Source organism: Pedobacter soli (genome assembly GCF_900101435.1).
Taxonomy (GTDB): Bacteria; Bacteroidota; Bacteroidia; order Sphingobacteriales; family Sphingobacteriaceae; genus Pedobacter; species Pedobacter soli.
The window spans coordinates 887,181-910,551 of sequence record NZ_FMZH01000001.1 but is presented as its reverse complement, the minus strand read 5'-3'; the positions used below and the strand labels follow the sequence as shown (position 1 = coordinate 910,551).

Annotated in this window: 24 protein-coding genes and 1 pseudogene; 11 read left to right on the top strand and 14 right to left on the bottom strand. The window is 38.4% G+C overall.

Features of this window, described 5'->3' with window-relative positions; genetic code table 11:
• Positions 1-47 precede the first annotated feature (47 nt).
• From BLR37_RS03730 to BLR37_RS03720, 3 genes are all read left to right on the top strand, one after another.
• Positions 48-434, top strand: a complete 387-nt coding sequence (locus BLR37_RS03730; protein WP_090764663.1) for a DUF423 domain-containing protein — start codon at positions 48-50, stop codon at positions 432-434.
• On the top strand, positions 434-2,914 hold the full coding sequence (priA, locus tag BLR37_RS03725; RefSeq protein WP_090764661.1) for a replication restart helicase PriA: 2,481 nt from the start codon (positions 434-436) through the stop codon (positions 2,912-2,914). Before BLR37_RS03730 ends, priA begins: the two co-directional genes overlap by 1 nt.
• Positions 2,915-3,102: 188 nt before the next feature.
• The gene (locus BLR37_RS03720) at positions 3,103-3,759 is read left to right on the top strand and encodes a protein-L-isoaspartate(D-aspartate) O-methyltransferase (protein WP_090764658.1); all 657 of its coding nucleotides are present in this window, start codon (positions 3,103-3,105) and stop codon (positions 3,757-3,759) included.
• 122 nt (positions 3,760-3,881) lie between these two features.
• On the opposite strand, the gene smpB is transcribed toward BLR37_RS03720, so the two are convergent.
• Positions 3,882-4,331 carry an SsrA-binding protein gene (smpB, locus tag BLR37_RS03715; protein ID WP_039476253.1) on the bottom strand — a complete coding sequence of 150 codons (450 nt, stop codon included), beginning with the start codon at positions 4,329-4,331 and terminating at the stop codon, positions 3,882-3,884.
• Between the two features lie 635 nt (positions 4,332-4,966).
• On the opposite strand from smpB, the gene BLR37_RS03710 reads away from it, so the two are divergent.
• A complete protein-coding gene (locus BLR37_RS03710) occupies positions 4,967-5,446 on the top strand; it encodes a TlpA family protein disulfide reductase (RefSeq protein ID WP_090764655.1) in 480 nt (159 codons plus the stop codon).
• A gap of 128 nt (positions 5,447-5,574) precedes the next feature.
• On the opposite strand, the gene BLR37_RS03705 is transcribed toward BLR37_RS03710, so the two are convergent.
• Both BLR37_RS03705 and BLR37_RS03700 read right to left on the bottom strand, forming a co-directional pair.
• Complete coding sequence (locus tag BLR37_RS03705) at positions 5,575-7,440, bottom strand: Nramp family divalent metal transporter (protein WP_090764652.1); 1,866 nt, start codon at positions 7,438-7,440, stop codon at positions 5,575-5,577.
• Positions 7,427-8,089: a metal-dependent transcriptional regulator gene (locus BLR37_RS03700; protein ID WP_090764650.1), complete on the bottom strand. Its 663-nt coding sequence runs from the start codon at positions 8,087-8,089 to the stop codon at positions 7,427-7,429. Before BLR37_RS03700 ends, BLR37_RS03705 begins: the two co-directional genes overlap by 14 nt.
• A 127-nt stretch (positions 8,090-8,216) precedes the next feature.
• On the opposite strand from BLR37_RS03700, the gene BLR37_RS03695 reads away from it, so the two are divergent.
• On the top strand, positions 8,217-8,687 hold the full coding sequence (locus BLR37_RS03695; protein WP_025142637.1) for an Lrp/AsnC family transcriptional regulator: 471 nt from the start codon (positions 8,217-8,219) through the stop codon (positions 8,685-8,687).
• Between the two features lie 454 nt (positions 8,688-9,141).
• Here the strand turns inward: BLR37_RS03695 and BLR37_RS03690 are convergent, their stop codons facing one another.
• The 4 genes from BLR37_RS03690 to BLR37_RS03675 all read right to left on the bottom strand — a co-directional run bounded on the left by BLR37_RS03690 (position 9,142) and on the right by BLR37_RS03675 (position 11,575).
• The gene (locus tag BLR37_RS03690; protein WP_244154585.1) at positions 9,142-9,546 is read right to left on the bottom strand and encodes a GxxExxY protein; all 405 of its coding nucleotides are present in this window, start codon (positions 9,544-9,546) and stop codon (positions 9,142-9,144) included.
• Between the two features lie 76 nt (positions 9,547-9,622).
• Positions 9,623-10,282: an alpha/beta hydrolase gene (locus tag BLR37_RS03685; protein WP_090764648.1), complete on the bottom strand. Its 660-nt coding sequence runs from the start codon at positions 10,280-10,282 to the stop codon at positions 9,623-9,625.
• Positions 10,282-10,962 carry a uracil-DNA glycosylase gene (gene ung / locus BLR37_RS03680; RefSeq protein ID WP_090764643.1) on the bottom strand — a complete coding sequence of 227 codons (681 nt, stop codon included), beginning with the start codon at positions 10,960-10,962 and terminating at the stop codon, positions 10,282-10,284. Before ung ends, BLR37_RS03685 begins: the two co-directional genes overlap by 1 nt.
• A 94-nt stretch (positions 10,963-11,056) precedes the next feature.
• Positions 11,057-11,575 (bottom strand): thioredoxin family protein, encoded by a 519-nt coding sequence (locus BLR37_RS03675; protein WP_090764641.1) that lies wholly within the window; start codon positions 11,573-11,575, stop codon positions 11,057-11,059.
• A gap of 113 nt (positions 11,576-11,688) precedes the next feature.
• On the opposite strand from BLR37_RS03675, the gene BLR37_RS03670 reads away from it, so the two are divergent.
• From BLR37_RS03670 to BLR37_RS25560, 3 genes and pseudogenes are all read left to right on the top strand, one after another.
• Positions 11,689-12,228, top strand: a complete 540-nt coding sequence (locus tag BLR37_RS03670; RefSeq protein ID WP_039476229.1) for a YgaP family membrane protein — start codon at positions 11,689-11,691, stop codon at positions 12,226-12,228.
• Positions 12,229-12,343: 115 nt separating this feature from the next.
• Complete coding sequence (locus tag BLR37_RS25565; protein ID WP_244154584.1) at positions 12,344-13,138, top strand: hypothetical protein; 795 nt, start codon at positions 12,344-12,346, stop codon at positions 13,136-13,138.
• 12 nt (positions 13,139-13,150) lie between these two features.
• A pseudogene (locus BLR37_RS25560) lies at positions 13,151-14,365 on the top strand (M3 family metallopeptidase); the annotation flags it as partial.
• 54 nt (positions 14,366-14,419) lie between these two features.
• On the opposite strand, the gene BLR37_RS03660 reads toward BLR37_RS25560, so the two are convergent.
• The gene (locus tag BLR37_RS03660; protein WP_090764638.1) at positions 14,420-14,917 is read right to left on the bottom strand and encodes a YdeI/OmpD-associated family protein; all 498 of its coding nucleotides are present in this window, start codon (positions 14,915-14,917) and stop codon (positions 14,420-14,422) included.
• Positions 14,918-15,035: 118 nt separating this feature from the next.
• Between BLR37_RS03660 and BLR37_RS03655 the strand changes: the two genes are divergently transcribed.
• The gene (locus tag BLR37_RS03655; protein ID WP_090764635.1) at positions 15,036-15,590 is read left to right on the top strand and encodes a pyridoxamine 5'-phosphate oxidase family protein; all 555 of its coding nucleotides are present in this window, start codon (positions 15,036-15,038) and stop codon (positions 15,588-15,590) included.
• Between the two features lie 55 nt (positions 15,591-15,645).
• On the opposite strand, the gene BLR37_RS03650 is transcribed toward BLR37_RS03655, so the two are convergent.
• The 6 genes from BLR37_RS03650 to BLR37_RS03625 form a co-directional block, all read right to left on the bottom strand.
• Positions 15,646-15,858 (bottom strand): hypothetical protein, encoded by a 213-nt coding sequence (locus BLR37_RS03650; protein ID WP_039476219.1) that lies wholly within the window; start codon positions 15,856-15,858, stop codon positions 15,646-15,648.
• A 134-nt stretch (positions 15,859-15,992) separates the two neighbouring features.
• Positions 15,993-17,702, bottom strand: coding sequence for a lysine--tRNA ligase (lysS, locus tag BLR37_RS03645; RefSeq protein ID WP_090764633.1), 1,710 nt, complete (start codon positions 17,700-17,702; stop codon positions 15,993-15,995).
• Between the two features lie 120 nt (positions 17,703-17,822).
• Entirely contained in the window at positions 17,823-19,739 is a 1,917-nt protein-coding gene (locus tag BLR37_RS03640) for an AMP-dependent synthetase/ligase (RefSeq protein WP_090764630.1), read from the bottom strand.
• Between the two features lie 366 nt (positions 19,740-20,105).
• The gene (locus BLR37_RS03635) at positions 20,106-20,432 is read right to left on the bottom strand and encodes a HesB/IscA family protein (protein WP_039476203.1); all 327 of its coding nucleotides are present in this window, start codon (positions 20,430-20,432) and stop codon (positions 20,106-20,108) included.
• A 110-nt stretch (positions 20,433-20,542) separates the two neighbouring features.
• Entirely contained in the window at positions 20,543-20,956 is a 414-nt protein-coding gene (gene iscU, locus BLR37_RS03630; RefSeq protein ID WP_039476200.1) for a Fe-S cluster assembly scaffold IscU, read from the bottom strand.
• A 112-nt stretch (positions 20,957-21,068) separates the two neighbouring features.
• The gene (locus BLR37_RS03625; protein ID WP_090764626.1) at positions 21,069-22,280 is read right to left on the bottom strand and encodes an IscS subfamily cysteine desulfurase; all 1,212 of its coding nucleotides are present in this window, start codon (positions 22,278-22,280) and stop codon (positions 21,069-21,071) included.
• A 119-nt stretch (positions 22,281-22,399) separates the two neighbouring features.
• On the opposite strand from BLR37_RS03625, the gene mce reads away from it, so the two are divergent.
• Positions 22,400-22,807, top strand: coding sequence for a methylmalonyl-CoA epimerase (gene mce / locus BLR37_RS03620; protein ID WP_090764623.1), 408 nt, complete (start codon positions 22,400-22,402; stop codon positions 22,805-22,807).
• A gap of 193 nt (positions 22,808-23,000) precedes the next feature.
• The gene (locus BLR37_RS03615; protein WP_143009528.1) at positions 23,001-23,369 is read left to right on the top strand and encodes a hypothetical protein; all 369 of its coding nucleotides are present in this window, start codon (positions 23,001-23,003) and stop codon (positions 23,367-23,369) included.
• The last annotated feature ends 2 nt before the right edge of the window (positions 23,370-23,371 follow it).

The following is a 23,371-nucleotide window of genomic DNA, read 5'->3' as shown; positions in this document are numbered from 1 at the left end:
GTTCTTTGTCAATTTATTAATTTAGCGATTGCTTATAGCAAAGAACTATGAATAAACGAATAATCCTTACTGCTTCTTTTTTTGGTGTTGTTGCTGTTCTGTTGGGTGCCTTTGGCGCTCATGGCTTAAAAGCTTTGATCGATGCACCTTCACTTGAGATCTGGCAAAAAGGCGTTGATTATCAGTTTTATCACACTTTCGCGCTGCTATATCTGTCTACCTTTGCGCGTTACCGCAATAAACTCATCAATATTGCTTATTTCTGCTTTACTTTCGGGATTGTGCTTTTTTCGGGCTCCCTGTATTTAATGGCAACGAGGAGTATATCGCACTTAGGTTTTACTGAATTTATTGGCCCGTTAACCCCAATTGGTGGACTTTTATTTGTGCTGGGATGGATAATGCTCTTTTTTGCGGCATTTAAAGATAAATAATGAATACTTACGAAAACGATATATTTACAGAAAGAGAAACACTTTTTGTTGAAGTTATTTTGCCCTTATCTCTGGCAAAAAACTATACTTATCGTGTACCTTTTGATCTTAATGAGCAGATTGCCATCGGGAAACGTGTGGTGGTTCAATTTGGGAAACACCGCATTTATACTGCTTTAATTAGTGGCATAACCACTGTTCCGCCTACGGTTTATGAAGCCAAATATATTATTGATGTAATTGATAACGAACCTGTAATAACGCCTACCCAGCTAAAGTTCTGGACCTGGATGACCAATTATTACATGTGTAATGAGGGCGATGTAATGGCTGCAGCTTTGCCTGCAAGTTTAAAACTCGCCAGTGAAACCATTCTGATCCTCCGCGATGATTATGACGAAGAAACGGCGCTGACTGATAAAGAGGAAGTAATTATTGCAGCCCTTAAAAAACAGGAGAAACTGACAGTAAACGATGTTTCTAAACTGTTGGGGCAAAAAACGGTGTATCCGATCATTAACCAGCTGTTAGATAAAATGCTGGTACTGGTGGCAGAAGAGGTGGTACAGAAATATAAACCATTGCTTAAATCGTTCGTAGTGCTGAATGATTTTTACAGTGACGAAGAAAACCTCAAACAGCTTTTTAATGTTTTAGACCGGGCACCTAAGCAATTAGACGCTTTACTGGCTTACCTTAAATTGCAAAAATCTAATTTACCTGTATCTAAAGAACAACTTTTAGAAGAAAGTAATTGCGGACCTGCGGCGTTAAAAGCCCTTACCGATAAAGATATTTTTGTGGTGATGAAGCGACCGGTTAGCCGGCTTGCAAGTCACGATGAAGCATTTAACGTTAATTTTGAGCTGAACGAAGGTCAGCAGCAGGCTTTAACGCAGATTAACCGTCACTTTGAAGAAAAAGAGGTGGTACTGTTGCATGGTGTTACCGCCTCGGGTAAAACACAGGTGTACATTAAGCTGATAGAAGAAATTATTCAAAATACCGATGGTCAGGTGTTATTCCTGTTGCCTGAGATTGCTTTAACCACCCAAATTGTAGAGCGGATTAAACGTTATTTCGGCAATTCGATAGGGGTGTACCACTCTAAATTTAATAATAACGAAAGGGTCGAAATCTGGAATAAAGTAAGAACTGGTGCTTACAAGGTTGTACTCGGAGCACGTTCGGCTGTCTTTTTGCCTTTTCAGCACCTTAAATTAATTGTGGTGGATGAAGAGCACGAACCTTCTTATAAACAATATGATCCGGCGCCACGTTATCAGGCTCGGGATGCGGCCATTTACTTAGGTTATTTGCATCAGGCAAAAGTGATATTGGGCTCTGCTACACCATCACTCGAAAGTTATTACAATGCCTTACAGGGTAAATATGGTTTGGTAGAAATGAAAGAGCGTTTTGGTGGGGTACAATTACCCAATCAGCAAGTGGTCAGCATTTCGGAAGAAACCAAGAAAAAAACGATGAGTTCGTATTTTTCGAGTGTGCTCATTAAAGATATCGATCTGGCACTTTCTAAAAAAGAACAGATTGTGCTGTTTCAGAACAGGAGGGGATATGCCACCATTCTCATTTGCGCCACCTGTGGTTATACGCCTAAATGTGTAAACTGCGATGTGAGTTTAACTTACCATAAAAGCAGCGGTAAATTGCATTGCCATTATTGTGGTTACCAGCAAAGCAGCGTAAACATTTGCCCGGCCTGTGGTTCGGTGCATGTAGAGCAAAAAGGATTTGGTACTGAACGTATTGAAGAGGAGCTGAGATTGCTGTATCCAGAGGTTACTATTGCCCGTCTGGATATGGACAGCACACGTACCAAAAATGGTTTGCAGCAAATTTTAAACGATTTTCAGGAAAAGAAAACTGATATTCTGATTGGTACACAAATGGTGGCCAAAGGATTGGATTTTGATAACCTGAGTCTGATTGGGGTAATTAATGCCGACACACTTTTAGGTTATCCCGATTTCAGGGCTTACGAGCGTAGTTTTCAGCTGCTGGCACAGGTTGCCGGTAGGGCAGGCCGAAGGGCAGACCAGGGTAATGTTTGCATCCAGACTTATGATGCCGAGAACCGCATTATAAAGCAGGTAGTAAACAACGATTACGAAGGGATGTATAATGATGAGATTGTAGAACGCGAAAAGTTTTTATATCCGCCATTTTCGAGGATGATTTTCCTGTACATTAAACATAAAGATTCGCATGTGTTGGATCATGCTGCATTAACGCTGGCCAATATTCTTAAAGCTAAATTTGGTAAAAGGGTTTTGGGACCAGAGCAGCCATTGGTTACCCGTGTGCGTAATCTTTACATCAAACAGATTATCATTAAAGCCGACAAGCATACTGCTATCCAGAAAGTTAAAGATGCCCTGCGCGAAACATTAACAGAATTTAATGCCACCAAAGAATTTAAAGGCATTTTTACGCAGATTGATGTTGATCCTTACTAAGTGATTTTGAATGATTGAGATTATACAATTCAATCATTCAATCCACCACTCATGCTTTAATCCAGAAAAATCAGTAATTTTATGTGGATAATGTATCCTTCTCAAACACAGGTATTCACTCGTTAATCGTAAGCTAAATTCTATAATGCTCTTGTAACACGGTTTAAAAAGGCTAATTTTGAAACTTCATGGCGTATAAATTTGTTGATAATTATCGGGAGCGGGGAGCTAGAAAAAAATTGGTCGAGTTGTTAAGATCTCGCGGAATTGAAGATGAAAGCGTATTAAAAGCCATTGGCAAAGTACCGCGCCATTTCTTTTTCGACGAAACCTTCTGGAACCAGGCTTATAAAGACATTGCTTTTCCGATTGGTGATGGACAAACCATTTCGCAACCTTATACGGTAGCTTATCAGAGCGAATTACTGCACATTAAAAAAGACGATAAAGTGCTCGAAATTGGTACCGGTTCTGGCTACCAAACCTGCATTTTAATGGAGCTTGGTGCAAAGGTTTATACGATTGAAAGACAGGAAAATATTTACAACAGAACCATTCAGGTTTTACCGGGAATGGGTTATAAACCTACCTTTTATTGTGGCGATGGCTCAAAAGGTATTGCTGAACATTCGCCTTACGATAAAATAATTGTTACTGCAGGTGCACCACTGGTTCCAGAAATCTTATTGAAACAGTTAAAAATTGGTGGAATTCTGGTTATTCCGGTAGGCGACGAGAAAACGCAGAAAATGGTAACTGTAATCCGCGTAAGTGAAACCGATTACGAAAAAATTGTATTGGATACTTTCAGGTTTGTGCCCCTGGTAGGCGATCAGGCATGGTAGGTGAGTTTGGAGTTTTTAGTTCGGAGTGTTGAGTTACAACCCCATCAATTAAAAACTTCCAGCCATTTTTAACAACAGTTTATCTGAGTCTAGACTCCCAACTAAATACTGCCAACTCCAAACTATCTCTTCAATGCTCTATCCAATTCGCGTTTGGTATCTCTATCTTTAATGCTATCGCGCTTGTCGAATTCCTTTTTACCTTGCGCCAGGGCAATTTCCATTTTGGCGAAACCCCTTTCGTTAATAAAAATACGCAAAGGAACAATGGTGTAGCCTTTTTCTTCTCCCTTTACTCTCAATTTTCTGAGCTCTTTCTTTTGTAGTAATAATGCCCGGTCGCGTTTAATATCGTGGTGATAAAAAGAACTGTGGCTATATTCAGAAACGTGGAGGTTACGCACATACAAAATGCCACCAATAAACGTGCAAAAGGCATCGGTCATATTGGCTTTCCCTTGTCTGATCGCTTTTATTTCAGTACCTAAAAGGGCAATTCCGGCTACGTATTTATCTATCAGATTGTAATCGAAATAGGCTCTTTTATTTTTTATATTGATATCGTTTTTCAAAATTTTATAAAGTATAGGTTATTGCTATAATTATACAATTGTATATAAAGTATAGTTTCGGGGTTGCAAATATCTTAAAAATTGATGTGATAATTTAATTTTTAATTGTACAGTTTAAAGAAGTCAGGTTTTATAGCGATTTGTACATTCAAACCTGACTTCATTTTGGTTTTAAAAGTTTAAAGAAGTCAAGTTTTTATAGCGATTTGTACATTTAAACTTGACTGTTTTTGGTAATGAGGTGTGATTTGGAAATGTACGGCTATCTCTTTTGGCATCTTCAGTCCCGCTTTCCCTCCTGCCAATTTGAAGGAAATTGGCATCCGTTCCATCCGATAGCTATCGGATCGGGTTTATTTAACTCTGGCTAGTGCAAGGAACCTAAAAACCTTTCATCTACATACCAACCGCTGTTCCTAAGCCCGACAGCAGCGAACACGGAGTGCAACGGAGTAAAGCGGATGGCGGGGCTGCAGATGCGATGGAAAACAGACTTTCGCTTTCAAAATGTTTACTGCTTTTTAAAGCCAGGCAACCCATAATGGCCATTAAAAATCTTCATCTGTTTGTAAAAGCTAACGATATATTATTATGTTCGCATTTATTCGTTTAAGTTTGGACTTTAACTATCTAAAATGAAATTCAGGAATTTACTTTTAATCTTATTACTCGCCATTACTTTTCAGGTAAAAGCACAACAGCCTACTTTACTGCCTCAGTTTACCTTTTATAAATTGGATGGAAAAGCTTTTTCAAACGGCGATATTAAACAAGGAAAGAAAAATCTTTTCATTTTATTCGATTGTACCTGTGAGCACTGCCAGAGAGAAAGCAAGGAGTTGAATACCAATTACGCCAAATTTAAAGATGTAAACATTTACATGATTACCATGGATGAAGGCTATATTATCCCTCAGTTTTTCAATTCGTATGCTAAAGGTTTAAATACTAAGCCGAACGTATTGGTGTTGCAAGATAAAAAACGCATGTTTATTCCAACCTTTTTGCCTAAACAATATCCAGCCATGTATTTATACTCATCGGCAGGCAAGTTGTTGTTATATGAGTCAGGCGATGGTGGTATTAAAAAAATGATGAAGGTAGTAGGTAAATAACCCCGGTTTTAGCCGCAGATTTACACAGATAAAATTGCCTGGATAAACAAAGTCTGGTATATCTGTGTCTATCCTTTTTATCTGTGGTTAATTGTACTTTAACCGGCTAATGATGAGCATAGCTGAAACTACCTGATAATCAATACCGGTATTTTTACCTTATGCCTCACCGAATCTACGGTTGTACCAAAGATTAGGTCTTTAAGGCCTTTATGTCCGTGGGCACCCATAACCAGTAATTCCATTTCGTTTTCGTTGCTGATATTGGCTATGGCTTTTGCTGTGCTCCCAAAACCAATAAATGGAGTTGCATCGTAGCCCAAATCGCCCAGGTTAGCAACATATTTATCCAGGTTTGCCGCATCACTTTGGGTTTCGTGGTCCATTACTTCTTTGCCGAGATAACGGGCGGCAGCGGTTTCAACTACATGGATTAAATAGTAATGCGCATCTTTCCCTCCCTGAATTAAGGCATGTCTGATGGTATTTCTATCGTTTTTAGAAAAATCGACCGCAATACCGATGCGTTTATAGCTGATTTTTTCAATTTTACCGATGTCAAGTGCATTGCCATGTGGTACCAGTTGTTTGCTTGCATTTCTTTTACTTTCAATCATCGGATGAAAGAAAACGTATAACAAAAGCAATACAACAAGAATTAAAGCTGGAATCACAATTACGTAAATCCACCAGTTATTGGCTTCTTTTGCCCAGCCTCCAATCTCTTCTATTACCAGCTTTACATTGAGTGCGATAATTACCAATGCACTGGCCCATGCCAATACTTTTACCCAGGGTTTAATGGCAAAATCTTTCATCTGTTTCTTATCAGAGGTAAAGTGAATAAGCGGGATGATGGCAAAACCAAGCTGTAAACTTAAAACCACCTGACTCAATACCAGCAATCCTCCTAAAGCATCTTCACCATAATGTAAGATCGTGAAAAAAGCCGGGATAATAGCCAGCAAACGGGTAATTAGCCTGCGCAACCAGGGCTGGATACGTAAGTTAATGTGTCCCTCCATAATGATTTGTCCGGCTAAAGTTCCGGTTACGGTAGAGCTTTGTCCAGCTGCAATTAATGCAATGGCAAATAGGGTTGGGGCAACATTCCCAAAAATATTCGATAGCAGTTTATGGGCATCCTGTATTTCGGCAACTTCGTGTAATCCATTTTTATAAAAAGCAGCTGCCGCTAAAATGAGGATGGCTGCATTTACAAAAAAAGCAAGGTTTAACGCAACTGTGGTATCAATCAGGTTAAATTTCAAGGCTTCTTTAATGCCTTTGTTGCTGCGCTCTATTTTGCGTGTTTGTACAAGCGAAGAATGGAGGTACAGGTTGTGCGGCATTACTGTGGCACCAATAATCCCAATGGCAATGTACAAGGCATCGCCAGTTAATATAGAAGGTTCAAAACCTCTGGCAACTTCCTTTAACGATGGTTCTACGATGAACATCTCCACTAAAAACGAAATGCCTACAATAAACACCATCGATACGATAAAACCTTCCATAGCGCGCATGCCCTTGTTGAGCAGGAAAAGCAGCAACATGGTGTCGAATATGGTAATAGAAATGCCCCAGATTAAAGGCAAACCGAAAAGGAGTTGTAAACCAATGGCCATACCGATAATTTCGGCCAGATCGCAGGCAATGATTGCGGTTTGGGCCAATGCAAATAATGGAATGTTCGCCCAGCGTGCATAAGCTTGTTTTGATGCCTGTGCTAAATCGAGCCCGCGTACAATACCCAAACGTGCACTTAGCGATTGCAAAAGGAGGGCAATGAGGTTCGACATGAGCAAAACCCATATTAGCTGATAACCAAATTTACTACCACCGGCTAAATCTGTTGCCCAGTTTCCGGGGTCCATGTAACCTACACTAATGAGGTAGGCCGGACCAATAAACGATAAAATTTTTCTCCAGCCTTTTCTTTTATCGGTATTTACGCTTTGATGAACTTCACTTAACGATTCAGTTTTTACCATTACTGCTTATTAAAATGTGTTTTGCAACTTCTCTGCTAATATTAACTTGTTTATCTGCTAACTGGATTTCTACTGAACCATCGAAATCGGTAACATCGCTGATTTTTATTTTTTTGCCCAGGGTTAGGCCTAGTTTCTCTAAATGTTTTAAAAAAGCCGAGCTATGCTGACTAACGCCTGTTATTGTACCGGTATCGCCAACTTTCAGCTCAATTAATTTAATAAACTGGGTTTTGGCAAAGCGGCCGTTTTTATCGGGGATCGGGTCGCCATGTGGGTCTGCTTTCGGAAAACCCAAAAATTCATCTAGTCTTTCTATCAGTTCTATCGATCTGATGTGTTCCAGTTCTTCGGCTACATCATGCACCTCGTCCCATTTAAAATTTAATTTATCAACCAGGAAAACTTCCCACAAGCGGTGTTTTCGTACAATATCGATTGCAGCATTCCTGCCTGTTTCGGTTAAAGTAACCCCCTGGTATTTAACATAATCTACCAAACCTTTATCTGCCAGCTTTTTTATCATATCCGTAACCGAGGCTGGTTTTGTTTGCATTTGCTCTGCAATGGCGTTTGTTTGTACGTTAGTGGTCTTCTCAGCAAGGTGATAAATGATCTTTAAATAGTTCTCCTCGGTGTAACTTTGCATTTATATTTATCTAATTAAATTTTTAGGTAAATCTAAAAATTTTTATTTAAAATATATATGATAAATTATGTTAAAATTTAGAATATAATTTGGTTATGTTTGTGTTCTCAAATACCTTTAACACCTTATGGCATCTGAATTAGATAAAATTGATTTTAAAATTTTAAGAATCCTTCAAGAGAACGGAAGAATTACCAACTTACTTCTATCACAAGAAATTGGTTTATCGCCTGCACCAACTTTAGAGCGCGTACGCAAGCTGGAAATGGCTGGATATATTAAAAGTTACCATGCTTTGGTTGATGAGGAAAAACTGGGTTTAGGGATTAAAACCTTTATTCAGATTCAGCTCGATTTTCATAAAAACAATACCATTCAGATCTTTTTGGATGAAGTAAATCAGATTAAAGAAATTACGGAATGTCACCACGTTACTGGTCAGGCCGATTTTTTATTGAAGGTTTATGTGAAGGACATTAAGGCTTACGAAAGGTTGATTATGGATAAGATCAGTAAAATTTCGGTGGTTAAGACCTTCCAGACGATGATGATTATGTCGACGACCAAGAAAGAGCCAATTGTGCCTTTGGAATACTAAAATATTGCACCACCTAAGACACCTTAGTGCATCTAAGAAAATATAAGACCAGGTTCTAACGCGTTCTTAGTTGTCTAAGGTGGTAAGAATTATTTAAAGGTTGTTCCTCCATGCATATCATTACACCACCTAAGACATCTTAGTGCATCTAAGCAAGTATAAGGCTAGGTTCTAACGTGTTCTTAGTTGTCTAAGGTGGTAAGAATTATTTAAAGGTTGTTCCTCCATGCATATTATTACACCACCTAAGACACCTTAGTGCATCTAAGGCGATATAAGACCATGTTCTAACGTGTTCTTAGTTGTCTAAGGTGGTAAGGACTATAATGTTACCGTCTATTATTGCACCACCTAAGACACCTTAGGGCATCTAAGCAAGTATTAGATCAGGTTCTAACATGTCTTAGTTGTCTAAGGTGGTAAGAAATGTTATTGCAATAGGAGTTGAAATAAATTAAAAGTCATACATAAACTCACTTACAAAACTCCGCTTACCGTGTTGCACGATATTTGTTGAGTTAAAATTTATGAGTAGCCCTTTAGGTGCTTTTAATAATTTCATGTAGGTTAAAATTTGCGCTTCGTGGATAGGAAGTATGCTTTCAACTGACTTTAGCTCCAATACCATACAGTTTTCAATAACTAAATCTGCCCGAAGAGAGGTGTCTAACACTACATCTTTATATGAAAGTAAAATTGAATGTTCTGCTTTAAAGCTTATACATTGCAGCTCCAATTCTCGCATTAAACATTTTTGATAAACACTTTCCAATAAACATGGTCCCAGTATTTTATGCACTTCTATACAGGCTCCTGTAACTTTGTATTCTAAATTGTCGAGAAAAGTTTTATTCATCATAAAAATCAAACTATTAGGTTAATAAATATTTAATGGGATGATTTTTTCTGATGACTAACTAAATATGTTGAGCCATCTAGGGAGTAAGACGCAATACTAATTTATCAATAATTCCTGATATTTCAACTGCATTTTGATAAACCATAAAGTGGGTTCCGTTTTCGATTACAAAATCGGGCTTTGCTGTTTTGCTGTATAATATTTTATCATTTGTACCGTGAATATGATAAATCCGTTCTGGTTTAATGTTATTTTTCCAGCCGAGTATACTGCCTATGGCCCATTTTAAAAAATAAGGGTCGGTATCCTTTATAATTTTGCTCAATAATATTTTCTCACTACCTGATCGGGTACCGAAATAGTAGTTTTGGGTAAGCTTATTAGAAGATTTTAAGATTTTGGCCGGAATCAGTTTCAATAAGCCTAATTTTCCAGCTAAACGGTAAAGCCGGGGCAATTGCTTGCTAAGCATTGTACTGGAAATGATAACTGTTGTGGTAGGCGCTAAAATTTTTGCAATTTCAACGGCAATCATTCCTCCAAAAGAAACACCTACTAAAGCAAAAGGTTGGCTGGTATCTATAATCCGGCTCAACCGTTGGGCGTAAGCTTCAAGTGTTTCATTTTTCTTAGGGTTTATCCAATCGATATGAATGATGTTTATCTTTTCGCTGAGCTTTAGCTTCGAAAAAATCCGCTTATCGGCACCTAAGCCGCTAATAAAATAAGTATTCATTATGCTGGCAAGTTCCAGTCAATTGGTTTCAGGTTATTTTGTACCAATAACTGGTTTGCTTTCGAAAAATGTTTTGATCCGAAAAAGCCATTATAAGCCGAAAAAGGCGAGGGGTGTGCTGCGGTAAGCACGTAGTGCTTTTTCTGATCAATTAACGCTGCTTTTTGCTGAGCATATCTGCCCCACAACAAAAAGACTAAATGCTCACGTTTTTGCGATAAGGCTTTTATAATTTCATCAGTAAAAATCTCCCAGCCCCGGTTTTGGTGCGATCCTGCTTCAGATGCGCGCACAGTCAAGGTTGCATTAAGGAGCAACACACCTTGTTCTGCCCAGTGTGTTAAATGGCCATGATTTGGCGCTTTAAATCCGGGTATGTCGGTTTCTAACTCCTTGTAAATGTTTTTTAATGAAGGCGGTACTGCAATGCCGCGCTGTACAGAAAAGGAAAGTCCGTGCGCCTGACCTACGCCATGATAAGGATCCTGACCCAGAATGACTACCTTTACCTCATCAAAAGGAGTTGTATTTAGCGCGTTAAATATATCTGCACCTTTCGGATAAACAGTAGCACCTCTCTGCTTTTCTTCCTGCAAAAAAGACTTCAGCTTAATCATGTAGTCTTTCTCAAATTCTTCTTCTAATACGGCTAACCATCCCGGTTCTAATGCTGCTGACATATTTTTGTGTAGGTAAAATGTGTAATGTAAAATGGTTCATGGTTAATAGTGAAGTTAAGCTATCAGCTATCAACCATTATCTAACAAACCTCAACTATGGTTTCTTTTGGTAAATCGCTAGTAAATCAGCTTCCAGTGTGGCTTTAGGCCCCTCAATAATTCGTCCTAGCTCTTTACCTTTTTTATCGTAAACAATAAAAGTTGGTACCCTTAAAATTTCTAAGCCGTCTAATATGCCGTTTTCTGCTTTTTTGTTGCCATCAACTGCTATAAATTCTACATTTTTTTGTTTAAAGTGTAAATCATCAAGCACTTTTAAGAAATTAGGCACATTTACTTTGCTATCACCACACCAGGTGCCGAAAACAATTTTAATCTTTTCGTTTTTGATTAGTTTTTTCAGTTCGATCATGGTTGCTGCATCTGGCACATAAGCTTTATATAGCGGATCGTACATTTCCTTAAACTCGGGGAAGGTAGTAACCCCTTCGCGGGTACAGGCATTGATCAGGATATCTTTATTGTGAACTGAATCGTGGATTTTTTTATTGACTTCTTGAGCAGAAACATTCATGGCAAGTATAATTAGTGTGATAGAAAGGATGATTTTCATAGTATTGAGCTGGTTTTTTAAGTCTTTGAAATTTTTAATGAAATTATTGTTTTAAAATCTAAATTCTGCCATTTAAACACGATATTTGCAAAAAAATAATTAGAATAGAATTTATGCCAAATATTATCAGATTAATTGCGGGGTTTGCTTTATTGGGAGGTGCAATAGCTTTATTTGTTTTCGGCTTCTGGCCTTGGGGCATTGTTGCCATTTTATTGGGAATAATTGTATTGGTAACTTATTTCTTTAATGAAAACATGCTTTTGGCACAATGGTTTTTAAGAAAAGATAATATGCCTAAAGCAAAACAGTTTTTAGATCGCATTACCAATTACGAAAGTCAGTTAATTAGAGTACAACATGGTTATTATAACTTACTAATCGGTTTAATTGAAAGCAGGACTGCACCAATGAAATCGGAAAAATATTTTAAAGCTGCATTAAGCTTAGGTATGCAAATGGATCATAACGTTGCCCTGGCTAAATTGAGTTTAGCAGGTATTGCAATGGCAAAACGCAATAAACGCGAAGCAACCATGTATCTGGCCGAAGCTAAAAAGGCAGATAAAAATAAATTACTGGCCGATCAGATTAAGCAGATGAAAGATCAGATGGGGATGATGGATAAGCAGCAGCAAGTTCGTTACCGCTAAAATTTTAAAGCTATTTCTTAACCGGAATGGCTTTTTTGTTTCAAGCAGGTTTTGTTTATTTAAAATTGCAGCCGATAATTTATTATTTTTATGGATACTAAACTTTTAAATATTCATGAAAAAAGTATCTTATTTACCCATGCTGACTTTTTTAGCCATTTTAGGTGCCTGTAATAATCCTAAAAACGGCGAAACCAGTAGCGAAAGCTTTTCGTCAGCCAATCCCTTTTTTAAGGCCAGCGAACTTCCCTTTCAGGCTCCGGCATTCGATAAAATTAAAAACGGTGATTTTAAGCCTGCGCTTGAAGAAGGAATGAAGCAGCAAATGGAAGAAATCCAAAAGATTGCTGATCAACCCGAAGCACCAAGTTTTGAAAATACCATTCTGGCGCTGGAGAAAAGCGGTCAGTTGCTGAGTCGTGTAAATATGGTTTTTACCTTGTTAACAGGTGCCAATACCAACCCCGAATTGCAAAAGGTTAAAGAGGAGGAAGCGCCTAAGTTAACCGCAAATACCGATGCCATTTACTTAAATACCAAACTTTTTAAACGAGTAGAAAGTCTATTTAAGCAGAAGGATCAACTTAAACTGGATGCCGAATCTTTGCGTTTATTGGAATATTATTACCAGAAATTTGAACTGGCTGGCGCGAAGTTATCAGATGCAGATAAAAACAAACTGAAAGAGCTGAATAAAGAAGAAGCTACCTTAAGCGCTAAGTTTACCGCACAGTTGCAGGCCGCAGGTAAAGGTTTAAAAAATACCACTCAGCAACCCGAACTGCAATCGATGACCGATCGCGCGAAAAGAGAAGAACTTTTTAATAAATCTTGGAACAGGGCAGAAAAAGGCGATGCAAATGATACCCGTAAAATCATTTCCAGGATAGCACAAATCCGTTCTACGTAGGCGGCCTTATTAGGTTTTAAAAACTATGCAGCCTGGAAATTGCAAAATCAGATGGCTAAGACACCAGAAGCGGTCGAAGATTTTTTTAGTAAGGTTATTCCGGCCGCTACTGCGAAAGCAAAAAGCGAAGCGGCAGATATACAAGCCGTAATCGATCAGCAAAAGGGCGGTTTTAAATTAGAACCCTGGGATTGGGATTTTTATGCCGAGCAGGTGCGTAAGGCAAAATACGATTTAGACGAAAATGAAGTTAAGCCTTATTTCGAATTAAATAAGGTACTCATTAATGGTGTGTTTTATGCGGCAAGCCAACTGTATGGTATTACCTTTAAAGAACGTAAAGATTTACCTGTTTATCAGGAAGATGTACGTGTGTTTGATGTGATGGACAAAGATGGTAAGCAGTTGGGCTTGTTTTACTGTGATTACTTCAAACGCGATAACAAGGATGGTGGTGCGTGGATGGATAACCTGGTACCTCAGTCTAAATTATTTGGCACCATTCCGGTAATTTACAATGTCTGCAATTTTACAAAACCTGAAGCCGGAAAGCCAGCCCTGATTAGTTTTGATGATGTGACTACTATGTTCCATGAATTTGGGCATGGTTTACATGGTTTATTCGCCAATCAGCAATATCCAAGCCTTTCAGGTACCAATGTCGCCCGCGATTATGTTGAATTCCCATCTCAGTTTAACGAGCACTGGGCTTCTGATCCGAAAATATTGAAAAACTATGCCCTTCACTATCAAACTGGTGTACAAATGCCGCAAGCATTATTAGATAAGATTAAAAAAGCAAGCTCGTTTAACCAGGGGTATATTTTTACAGAGGCTTTAGCAGCAGCTGATTTAGATATGCAATGGCATACACTTCCGGCTGGCTCGCCTTTACAGGATGTAGATCAGTTTGAAGCCGATGCTTTAAAGAAAACCAACCTCAATTTATCTTATGTTCCACCGCGTTACCGTTCGAGTTATTTTCTACACATCTGGAGTAATGGTTATGCAGCCGGTTATTACGCCTACAGCTGGACTTCAATGCTGGAGAACGATGCTTACTCGTGGTTTCAGGAAAACGGTGGTTTAACGAGGGCAAATGGTCAGCGGTTTCGTGATCTGATTTTATCTAAAGGAAATACCGAAGATTTGGGTAAAATGTTTTTCAATTTCAGGGGGCATAATCCTGATATTAAGCCTATGCTTAAAAAACGTGGGTTGTTGTAAAACTGATTTTTAATTCATGTTCAGGGAGGTCAGGTTTTTAAAAACCTGACTTCCCTAAATTCCATCTCTCCCGATAAAACGCTCTTTACCCAAAAGAAACTGAATAGCCTTCTTAACATTCCGGTCTATCGATTCTTCCGTTTTTAAATGATTGATGTACCTGATAATTTCAAGTTGCAGATAAGGAGCTTGCTGCTCGAAAATGGCCTTAGCTGCAGCATTTTCTGTCAAAGCCTGTAAAAGCATAGGGTGTGCAGTAATGGTGCGTTCTTCGGCATCAAATTCGATTTCAAAAAGCGCTTCAGCTCCAACTTCTTTTCCTGCGGCTTTACGCATAGGTGTGTTAAGGTATAAACGCCAGGCACCGGCATATTTAACGAGTGTTTGTTTAAACTCATGCCCGTCTATTTTCATCCGTACCGGAATTTTTCCCTTTTCTTTTCCTGCTTGTTCAAAGAGGTAGCTTAAATATGCTTCAGGTACAAATACAAAAGGGTTTATACCAATAATATCAATTTTAGCTTTAAAGGGATTGGGCCTCGTTTTACTCATATTATACAATAAATTAAAGTTAATGCTTTCTGTTCGATGGTACAAATTGGATATGCTCACTTTGAGATTGTTAAAACCAAAGTGCTTTGTTTCTTGTACTTTAAATAAAACCTACATTATGGCAACATCACAAGAAGGAAGTACAAACCGTACCCAGGAGGAAGAAAATATTAAAGATTTAAGTGGAAAAGGCGCTGTTGAAAAGCTACGTGAGCTGGCAGAGAAAGCCGAAAGTTGTTTCTTTTGCACCAATATTAAAACAGGCGTGCCTTTATCTGTAAGGCCAATGGCCATTCAGCAGGTAGATGATGATGGCAATATCTGGTTTATGAGTATGAAAGACAGTCATAAAAATGAAGAGCTGGCTACCGATCCATTTACGCATTTGTTTTTTCAGGCCAGTGAACATTCAGGCTTTGTAAATATATATGGTATTTCCGAAATCAGCCGCGATCAGGCAAAAATTGATGAGCTGTGGAGCCCGTTGATCAAAACCTGGTTTCAGGGAGGAAAAGACGACCCAAATATTACCTTAATCAAGGTAATTCCATCTGAAGGATATTATTGGGATACAAAACATGGAACAGCTGTTGCTTTCTTAAAAATGGCAGCATCTGTAATTACAGGAAAAACCATGGATGACTCGGTAGAGGGGAGCCTGGAGATTGATTAGCTAGTAAATATTATAGTGGGTTAACTGCCAACTGAATATTGTTGACTGTTAACCTTTATTTATCCCCTAAATAATCAAAACCTTCAAATTCTTCTCTTTGGGCTCTTTTGCTTAAGATATCATCCTCTTCGGCTTGCACTCTTGAGAAGAACAAAGCTTCGGCCTGGATTCTTTTAATTAATTGACGTACTAAGGTCAAATCAAAAGCTTCTTTGCTTAATTTGATGCAATATTCTCTTTCGTTAATTTCTAAACTTGAAGTATTCATAACAATCTTTTTTATTTATCGATTGCTGTAAATATAGAAAAGGCTTGCTAAACAATTGTTAGCAAGCCTTTTAAGTTTATGTTATGTTTTTGTTAAAATCTGACCGGTGTTTTGCCGCTACATTAACAAATTTACTATTTATGCGATAAGAATAAACCATTATCGGTTTTGGCTACTTTTAATATGCCTTTACCGGTTAAGCCTTTTAAAGTAGTATCCCATTTTTTATTGCTCCAGTCGGTTAATTTTGCTTTTACATCGGTTAAAAGGTGTTGTTCGTTTTCCTTTACCAATGCATACAATTCACTTTCTTCGGCAGTCATTTCGATTTTCTTTTTCTCCGGGCGCATCTGCGGGAAGAAAAGAACTTCCTGGATGGTCGATTGATCAGTCATCAACATCACTAATCTATCAATACCAATACCTAATCCAGAAGTAGGAGGCATACCATATTCTAATGCACGAACGAAATCATCATCCATCGCCATTGCTTCATCATCGCCTCTGGCCGCTAATTTCAATTGCTCTTCAAAACGTTCTTTCTGGTCAATCGGATCATTTAACTCTGAGTAAGCGTTGCCAATTTCTTTACCCATTACAAAAAGTTCGAAGCGCTCAACCAAACCTTCTTTGCTGCGGTGTTTCTTCGCTAAAGGTGTCATTTCGATAGGGTAGTCGGTAATGTAGGTAGGCTGAATTAAGTTAGCTTCCACTTTCTCACTGAATAGTTCATCTACCAGTTTACCACGACCCATGCTGTCATCAATCTCGATGCCCAAATCTTTACAGGTTTGCGCCAATTGTGCTTCAGTCATTTCTGAAACATCGATACCGGTATATTTTTGAATAGATTCGTACATGGTTAACTTCTCGTACGGACCAGCAAAATCAATTTCATGTCCACCAACTTTAACAACAGGTGAACCGTGTATGGCCACTGCAATTTTCTCTAAACACTCTTCCACCATGCCCATCATCCAAACGTAGTCTTTGTAGGCTACATAGATTTCCATTGAGGTAAACTCAGGGTTGTGGGTTCTGTCCATTCCTTCATTACGGAACATTTTACCGAACTCATAAACGCCATCAAAACCAGCAACAATTAGCCTTTTCAGGTAAAGCTCGTTGGCAATACGCAAAAATAATGGCATATCTAAAGTGTTGTGGTGTGTAGCAAACGGACGGGCCGCAGCACCACCATGTACCGCCTGTAAAATTGGCGTTTCTACCTCCATCCAGCCCTGGCCGTCGAAATAATTACGCATGGTGTTGATTACTTTAGAACGGTTAATAAAGATCTGTTTGTAATCAGGATTTACCGTTAAATCTACATAACGCATGCGATAACGTAATTCAGGATCGGTAAAACCATCGTAGATATTACCATCATCATCACGTTTCACTACAGGAAGTGGTTTTAATGATTTTGATAATACTGTTAGTGAGGTAACATGTACCGAAATTTCACCGGTTTGCGTGGTAAATACATAACCTTTTACACCAACATAATCTCCAAGATCCAGTAATTTTTTGAAAACCGTGTTGTATAAAGTTTTATCTTCATCAGGACACAAATCATCACGCTTCAGGTAAAGTTGTACTCTACCGGTAGAGTCCTGCAATTCAGCAAAAGATGCATTACCCATAATACGACGGGTCATGATACGTCCGGCAATGCTGATATTCTTGTAAGCAGTTTTATCTCTTTCGTAATTTTCGTTAATATCTGCAGCGTAGGCATTAATTTCATAAGCCTCGGCAGGGTATGGGTTGATGCCCAATTCGCGAAGTTGTTTTAGCGAGTCACGTCTTTGTATTTCCTGTTCTGATAATCCTATACTCATTTCGGGTATTTTTTGCAAAAGTAATGAATTACTTCGTCATTGTGAGGAACGAAGCAATCATAAAGCAATAGAAATTGATTTTTTTAATTCACGATGATGGTTCTGCCAATCTTGTTTTACCTAAGATTCTGCTTCTACATCTTCTTCATACATTTCGTTAATCGCTTCCGCATATTTCTTTTCTACAATGCGGCGTTTAACTTTCATGGTTGGCGTAATTTCTCCTTCGTCGATATTGAAAGGATTACGTTTGATCTTAAAATTTTTAATGCGTTCGAATTTAGCCAGTTCGTTTGAGATTTTTTTGATATCCTGCTCCATCCATTCTATAATTTCAGGGTTGCGGATAAACGGATCGGCCTCTTCAAAAAATGAAGGCTTCAGTTTAAAGGTTTCTTCTAAAGTTTCGCGGTTTGGAATAATGATAGCGGTAATAAATTCACGCTTATCGCCAATTAAAAATAACTGGTCAATTTTTGGACTTTTTAAGTAAATGTTTTCAACCGGGGTAGGGTAAACATTTTTGCCATAAGCATTTACGATCATATTTTTCAAACGATCGGTAATTTGCAGGTTACCCTTGTAAAAACGGCCAATATCACCCGTGTGGAACCACATATCTTTATCAATAGCTTCGGCGGTTTCTGCAGGCTTGTTGAAATAACCTTTCATTACACAATGGCCTCGTACAATTACTTCGCCTTCTGCACATTCAAATTCTTCGTTAAAAGTATTGTGGGTTTGGATGCTGATCATTTCTTTGCTCTCCACATCCTGTATAGCCACTTCAATACCAGGGATAATCCGCCCGACAGTACCATAAACCTGTCTGTGGTATTCGGTAACCGACATTACCGGAGAGGTTTCGGTTAAGCCAAAACCCTCTAATATTTTAATGCCCAGATCGCCAAAAAACTCGCCCACATTTTTAGGCAAAGCAGCGCCACCCGAAATCATAAACTTTAAACGACCACCGGTTTTTTCTTTAATCTTACTGAATACCAGTTTCTCGGCAATTCCTTTTTTTGCCGATAGGATCATTCCCGGATTTTTACCGGCTTCCTTAGCTACTCGGTATTTATTTCCCGTTTCTAACGCCCAGGTAAATATTTTGGCTTTGGTGCCTCCACCGGCAGTGCCCGATTTAATGGCTTTATCGTGGATGCGTTCCAGTAAACGCGGCACGCAACTCATAACGGTAGGGCGTACTTCGCCCATGTTTTTGGCCAATAGCTCCAAACTTTGGGCAAATGCAATTTTACAACCCTGTGCGCAACATACGTGGTAGGTAGCTGTACGTTCGAATACGTGCGATAGCGGTAAGAAAGACAGGAAAGTTTCAGTCTGATCTATTACCGGAATCTGCTGCAAACATACCTCTACGTTTTTAACAAAATTATAGTGGGTAAGCATTACGCCTTTAGGTGTTCCTGTGGTGCCGGAGGTATAAATCAGTGAAGAAACATCCTGCGGTAAAACCTGGTTTCTGCATTGATCTATTTCGGCCTTTTCTGCAGCTGTAATCTGGTGTTTAAGTGCCAGGATATCAGAAAAAGCAATTACTTCAACATGAACATCGGCCGGAACCGTTACTTTTTCGAAATCTTTAAAAGCCGGAATAATGTATTTTAATTCTTTACAGTTGGCGGCTACCTTTAATACTTTGCGATAAAGGAAATTGTTCCCTACCAGGATGGCTTTAATGCCCGAATCATTAATAATATAGGCTACTTCCTGTTCAGACAGCGTAGGGTAAATAGACACGTTAACCACACCAATTTGCTGGATACCCTGATCGTAATATACATATTCGGGAGAGTTTTCGATCATTAAGCCCAAACGGTCGCCTTTTTTGATTCCCTTTTCTAAAAAGAATGCAGAAACGGCATCAGCTCTTTTAAGGGTGTCCTCATAAGAAATTTCGAGCCACTCATTACTTTGTTTATGGATCAGGAAAGTTTCTTCGGGTTTATGTATATTTTTTACAACATTCCTTAAAAGGGTAGGAACGGTTGAAAATTCGTTAATTAGTGGCATGCTCGTAATTTGGTGTGTTCGTTATTTTAACAATTATAACGCTTTTTGGTTTAAAAATACAATTTGATGTGCGCTCAGGGAGGTTTCACTTTTTGGTTGGACTGATCTTAAGTTATTTTCTGCATATTAAACAGGAAAGAAACGCAGGTTAAAGCAACTTTACATCATTGCCAATTCTTTATATATAACATAATTTAAGGAGATGGGAGGTATTGTATGATGGCTTGGTTAGGCAGTGAATATGTTGTTACATGAAATCTGCTAAATCTGCGGGAAACCAATGCTAATGGTCTGAAAAAATAAAATCCATAAACGCAAAAAAGGTTCCATAGCCATGAAACCTTTTTGTAAAATATTTTAATTCGCTTAAACGGAGAAACTCTCGCCACAGCCGCAGGTACGGCTTGCATTTGGATTTACGAAGTTGAAACCTTTTCCGTTCAAACCATCAGTAAAATCCAGTTCAGTTCCGGCCAGGTAAAGAAACGATTTCATATCTAATGCAATCTTAATTCCTTTATCTTCAAAAAACTGATCGCCTTTTTGTTCTTCGTTATCGAAATCTAAATTGTATGATAAACCAGAACAACCACCACCTTTTACAGAAACGCGTAAAAAGTAATCAGAACCCATTGCAGAATCCTGCATTAAGTGATCAATTTTATCTTTTGCCTTATCGGTTATTGTGATCATGGTATTGAGTATTTTAGTATCAAGTATCAAGTATCTAGTATCAAGTAGCATGAGATTATCAAGCCGAAATTTAAATCTTGATAATTGATTCTCTAATACTTGCTACTAGATTAGTGGTGTGATTTTTCTAAAGCAATTGCTTCTAAACCATTTTTAACGCGGTAATCGTTAATAGCCGATTTAATTGCATCTTCTGCCAATACTGAACAGTGAATTTTAACAGGTGGTAAAGCCAGTTCTTCCACAATATCCATATTATCGATCGCTAATGCTTCGTCAATTGTTTTTCCTTTTAACCATTCGGTTGCTAAAGATGAAGAAGCAATAGCCGAACCACAACCAAATGTTTTAAATTTAGCATCGGTAATTACATTATCTTCTCCAACTTCTATTTGTAAACGCATTACGTCGCCGCACTCTGGTGCACCAACTAACCCAGTGCCTACAAATTTACTGTCTTTATTTAAAGTACCTACATTACGTGGGTTATTGTAATGATCAATTACTTTTTCTGAATATGCCATGTTTTTATTTTTTAATCTCCTTACGGAGCAAATTTTAAATAGTTATCAATTTTCAGTTATCAATTATCAGTTAGCGTACTCAAAACTGCAAACTGCCAACTCCAAACCGTTCTTAGTGTTCTGCCCACTCAATTTTACTCAAGTCAATACCTTCTTTAAACATTTCCCAAAGCGGAGAAAGTTCTCTTAAGTGATTAACTGCTTTTTCGGTTACGGCAATCGCCTGGTCAATTTCTGCTTCAGTGGTAAATCTTCCTAAACCAAAACGGATAGATGAGTGAGCCAAATCATCAGATAAACCTAAGCTTTTTAAAACGTATGATGGTTCTAAAGAGGCAGAAGTACAAGCCGAACCCGAAGATACTGCTAAATCACTCATGGCCATCATTAAACCTTCACCTTCAACATATTTGAATGAAATGTTGGCTACGTGTGGTAAACGGTGTTGTGTATTACCATTAACATAACTTTCTTCCATTTTGTTTAAAGTCGATTCTAACTTATCACGTAAAGCTGACAAACGAACGGTTTCGCTTTCCATCTCTAAACGGCAAAGTTCGCAGGCTTTACCTAAACCAACAATACCCGGAACGTTTAAGGTACCTGAGCGCATGCCACGTTCGTGACCACCGCCATCCATTTGTGCAGTAACTTTAACCCTTGGACCTTTACGGCGTACATAAAGTGCACCAACACCTTTTGGTCCGTACATTTTGTGTGCCGAGAAAGCCATTAAATCAATACCGTCAGCATTTACATCAACCGGAATTTTACCAACTGCCTGCGTAGCATCAGTCATAAATAAAGCGCCGTGTTTGTGTGCAATAGCCGAAATTTCTTTAACGGGTTGGATTACGCCGATTTCGTTGTTACCATACATAATCGAAACTAAAATCGTTTCTGGTGTCATGGTAGCTTCTAATTCAGCTAAATCAATTAAACCATCTTCTTTAACACCTAAATAAGTAACACGTGCACCATTTTTTTCTAAGTGCTTGCAGGTATCTAAAACTGCTTTATGCTCAGTAACCGCAGTAATAATGTGGTTACCTTTTTCTTTGTACATTTCAAATACACCTTTAATGGCCAGGTTATCGGCCTCGGTAGCACCTGATGTAAAAATAATTTCTTTTTCAGTACAGCCGATTAATTTGGCTACCTGTTCACGAGCATAATCTACACCCTCTTCAGCCACCCAGCCAAACGCGTGATTGCGGCTCGCGGCATTCCCAAATTTCTCAGTAAAGTAAGGTAGCATTGCTTCCAACACTCTCGGATCTAACGGTGTTGTTGCATTATTATCTAAATATATCGGCTGTTTCATCTTTATTCTGTTGATTATTGATACAAAGATACAAAAAAAGTTTGCTAACAATTATAAATAATAGCTATGAGGTTATAGAGAAAACCTGCATTTTTACATTTAACCAACCTTTTAAAACGATGAATAAGATAGAACATATCGGAATTGCCGTAAATAGTTTAAATAAGTCGGTTCCGCTTTACGAGCTTTTACTCAACACTTCGTGCTATAAAACCGAATTGGTAGCTTCGGAGCAGGTGAACACAGCGTTTTTTAAAACCGGCGAGAACAAGGTTGAGCTGCTGGAGGCTACCGATGAAGATAGTGCCATTGCCCGCTTTCTGGAAAAAAAAGGAGAGGGGATTCATCATATTGCCTTTGCTGTTGATGATATTCTGGCCGAAATGGAGCGCTTAAAAGCCAATGGTTTTGTGTTGTTAAACGAAACACCCAAAAAAGGCGCAGATAATAAAATGGTGTGCTTTGTTCATCCAAAACAAACAAACGGCGTTTTAATAGAGCTTTGCCAGGAAATTAAATGGGTATGATGGGAGGTAAGATGAAAGGATGTAAAAGGGAAGAGGTTGGGGTGAAATGTCTTTGAAAACGAACGGTTCTGTATTTCATAGCATCTGCAGCCCTGCTGTACATTATATGCCGATGAAAAATCGGCATGCCATTTCCATCAGGTTTATTTAACTTTGTATGGTGGTTCTTGGCTTAAAAAGTGTTTTTAATAAAATGAAGAAAATCGATTTATATAAGGGGTACGAGGGATATTCAGAAATTGTTTTATATGAGCAGGCTGTCAATAAAAAAAATGAAATAACCATTTTTGAAGTTCACTTACTCGAGTTTCATTTTGACGAAATTTTATCATTGATCCCATTAGGTCAATACCACGAACAGAGTGTAATGTATAATTATTTTAGAGCTGAAGGTTGGCATAATGATAGATGGGAATGTAAACGGATTCAGGAGTTTTATACTCAACTATGTCAAATTAATATTTCGCTGGAGTCATCTTATATTGATGCTTATAGTGCTTTAAAAGAGATCTGCAGATCTACCCTTGATAATGGACGCAGACTTTTTATAGCGTCACAATAAAA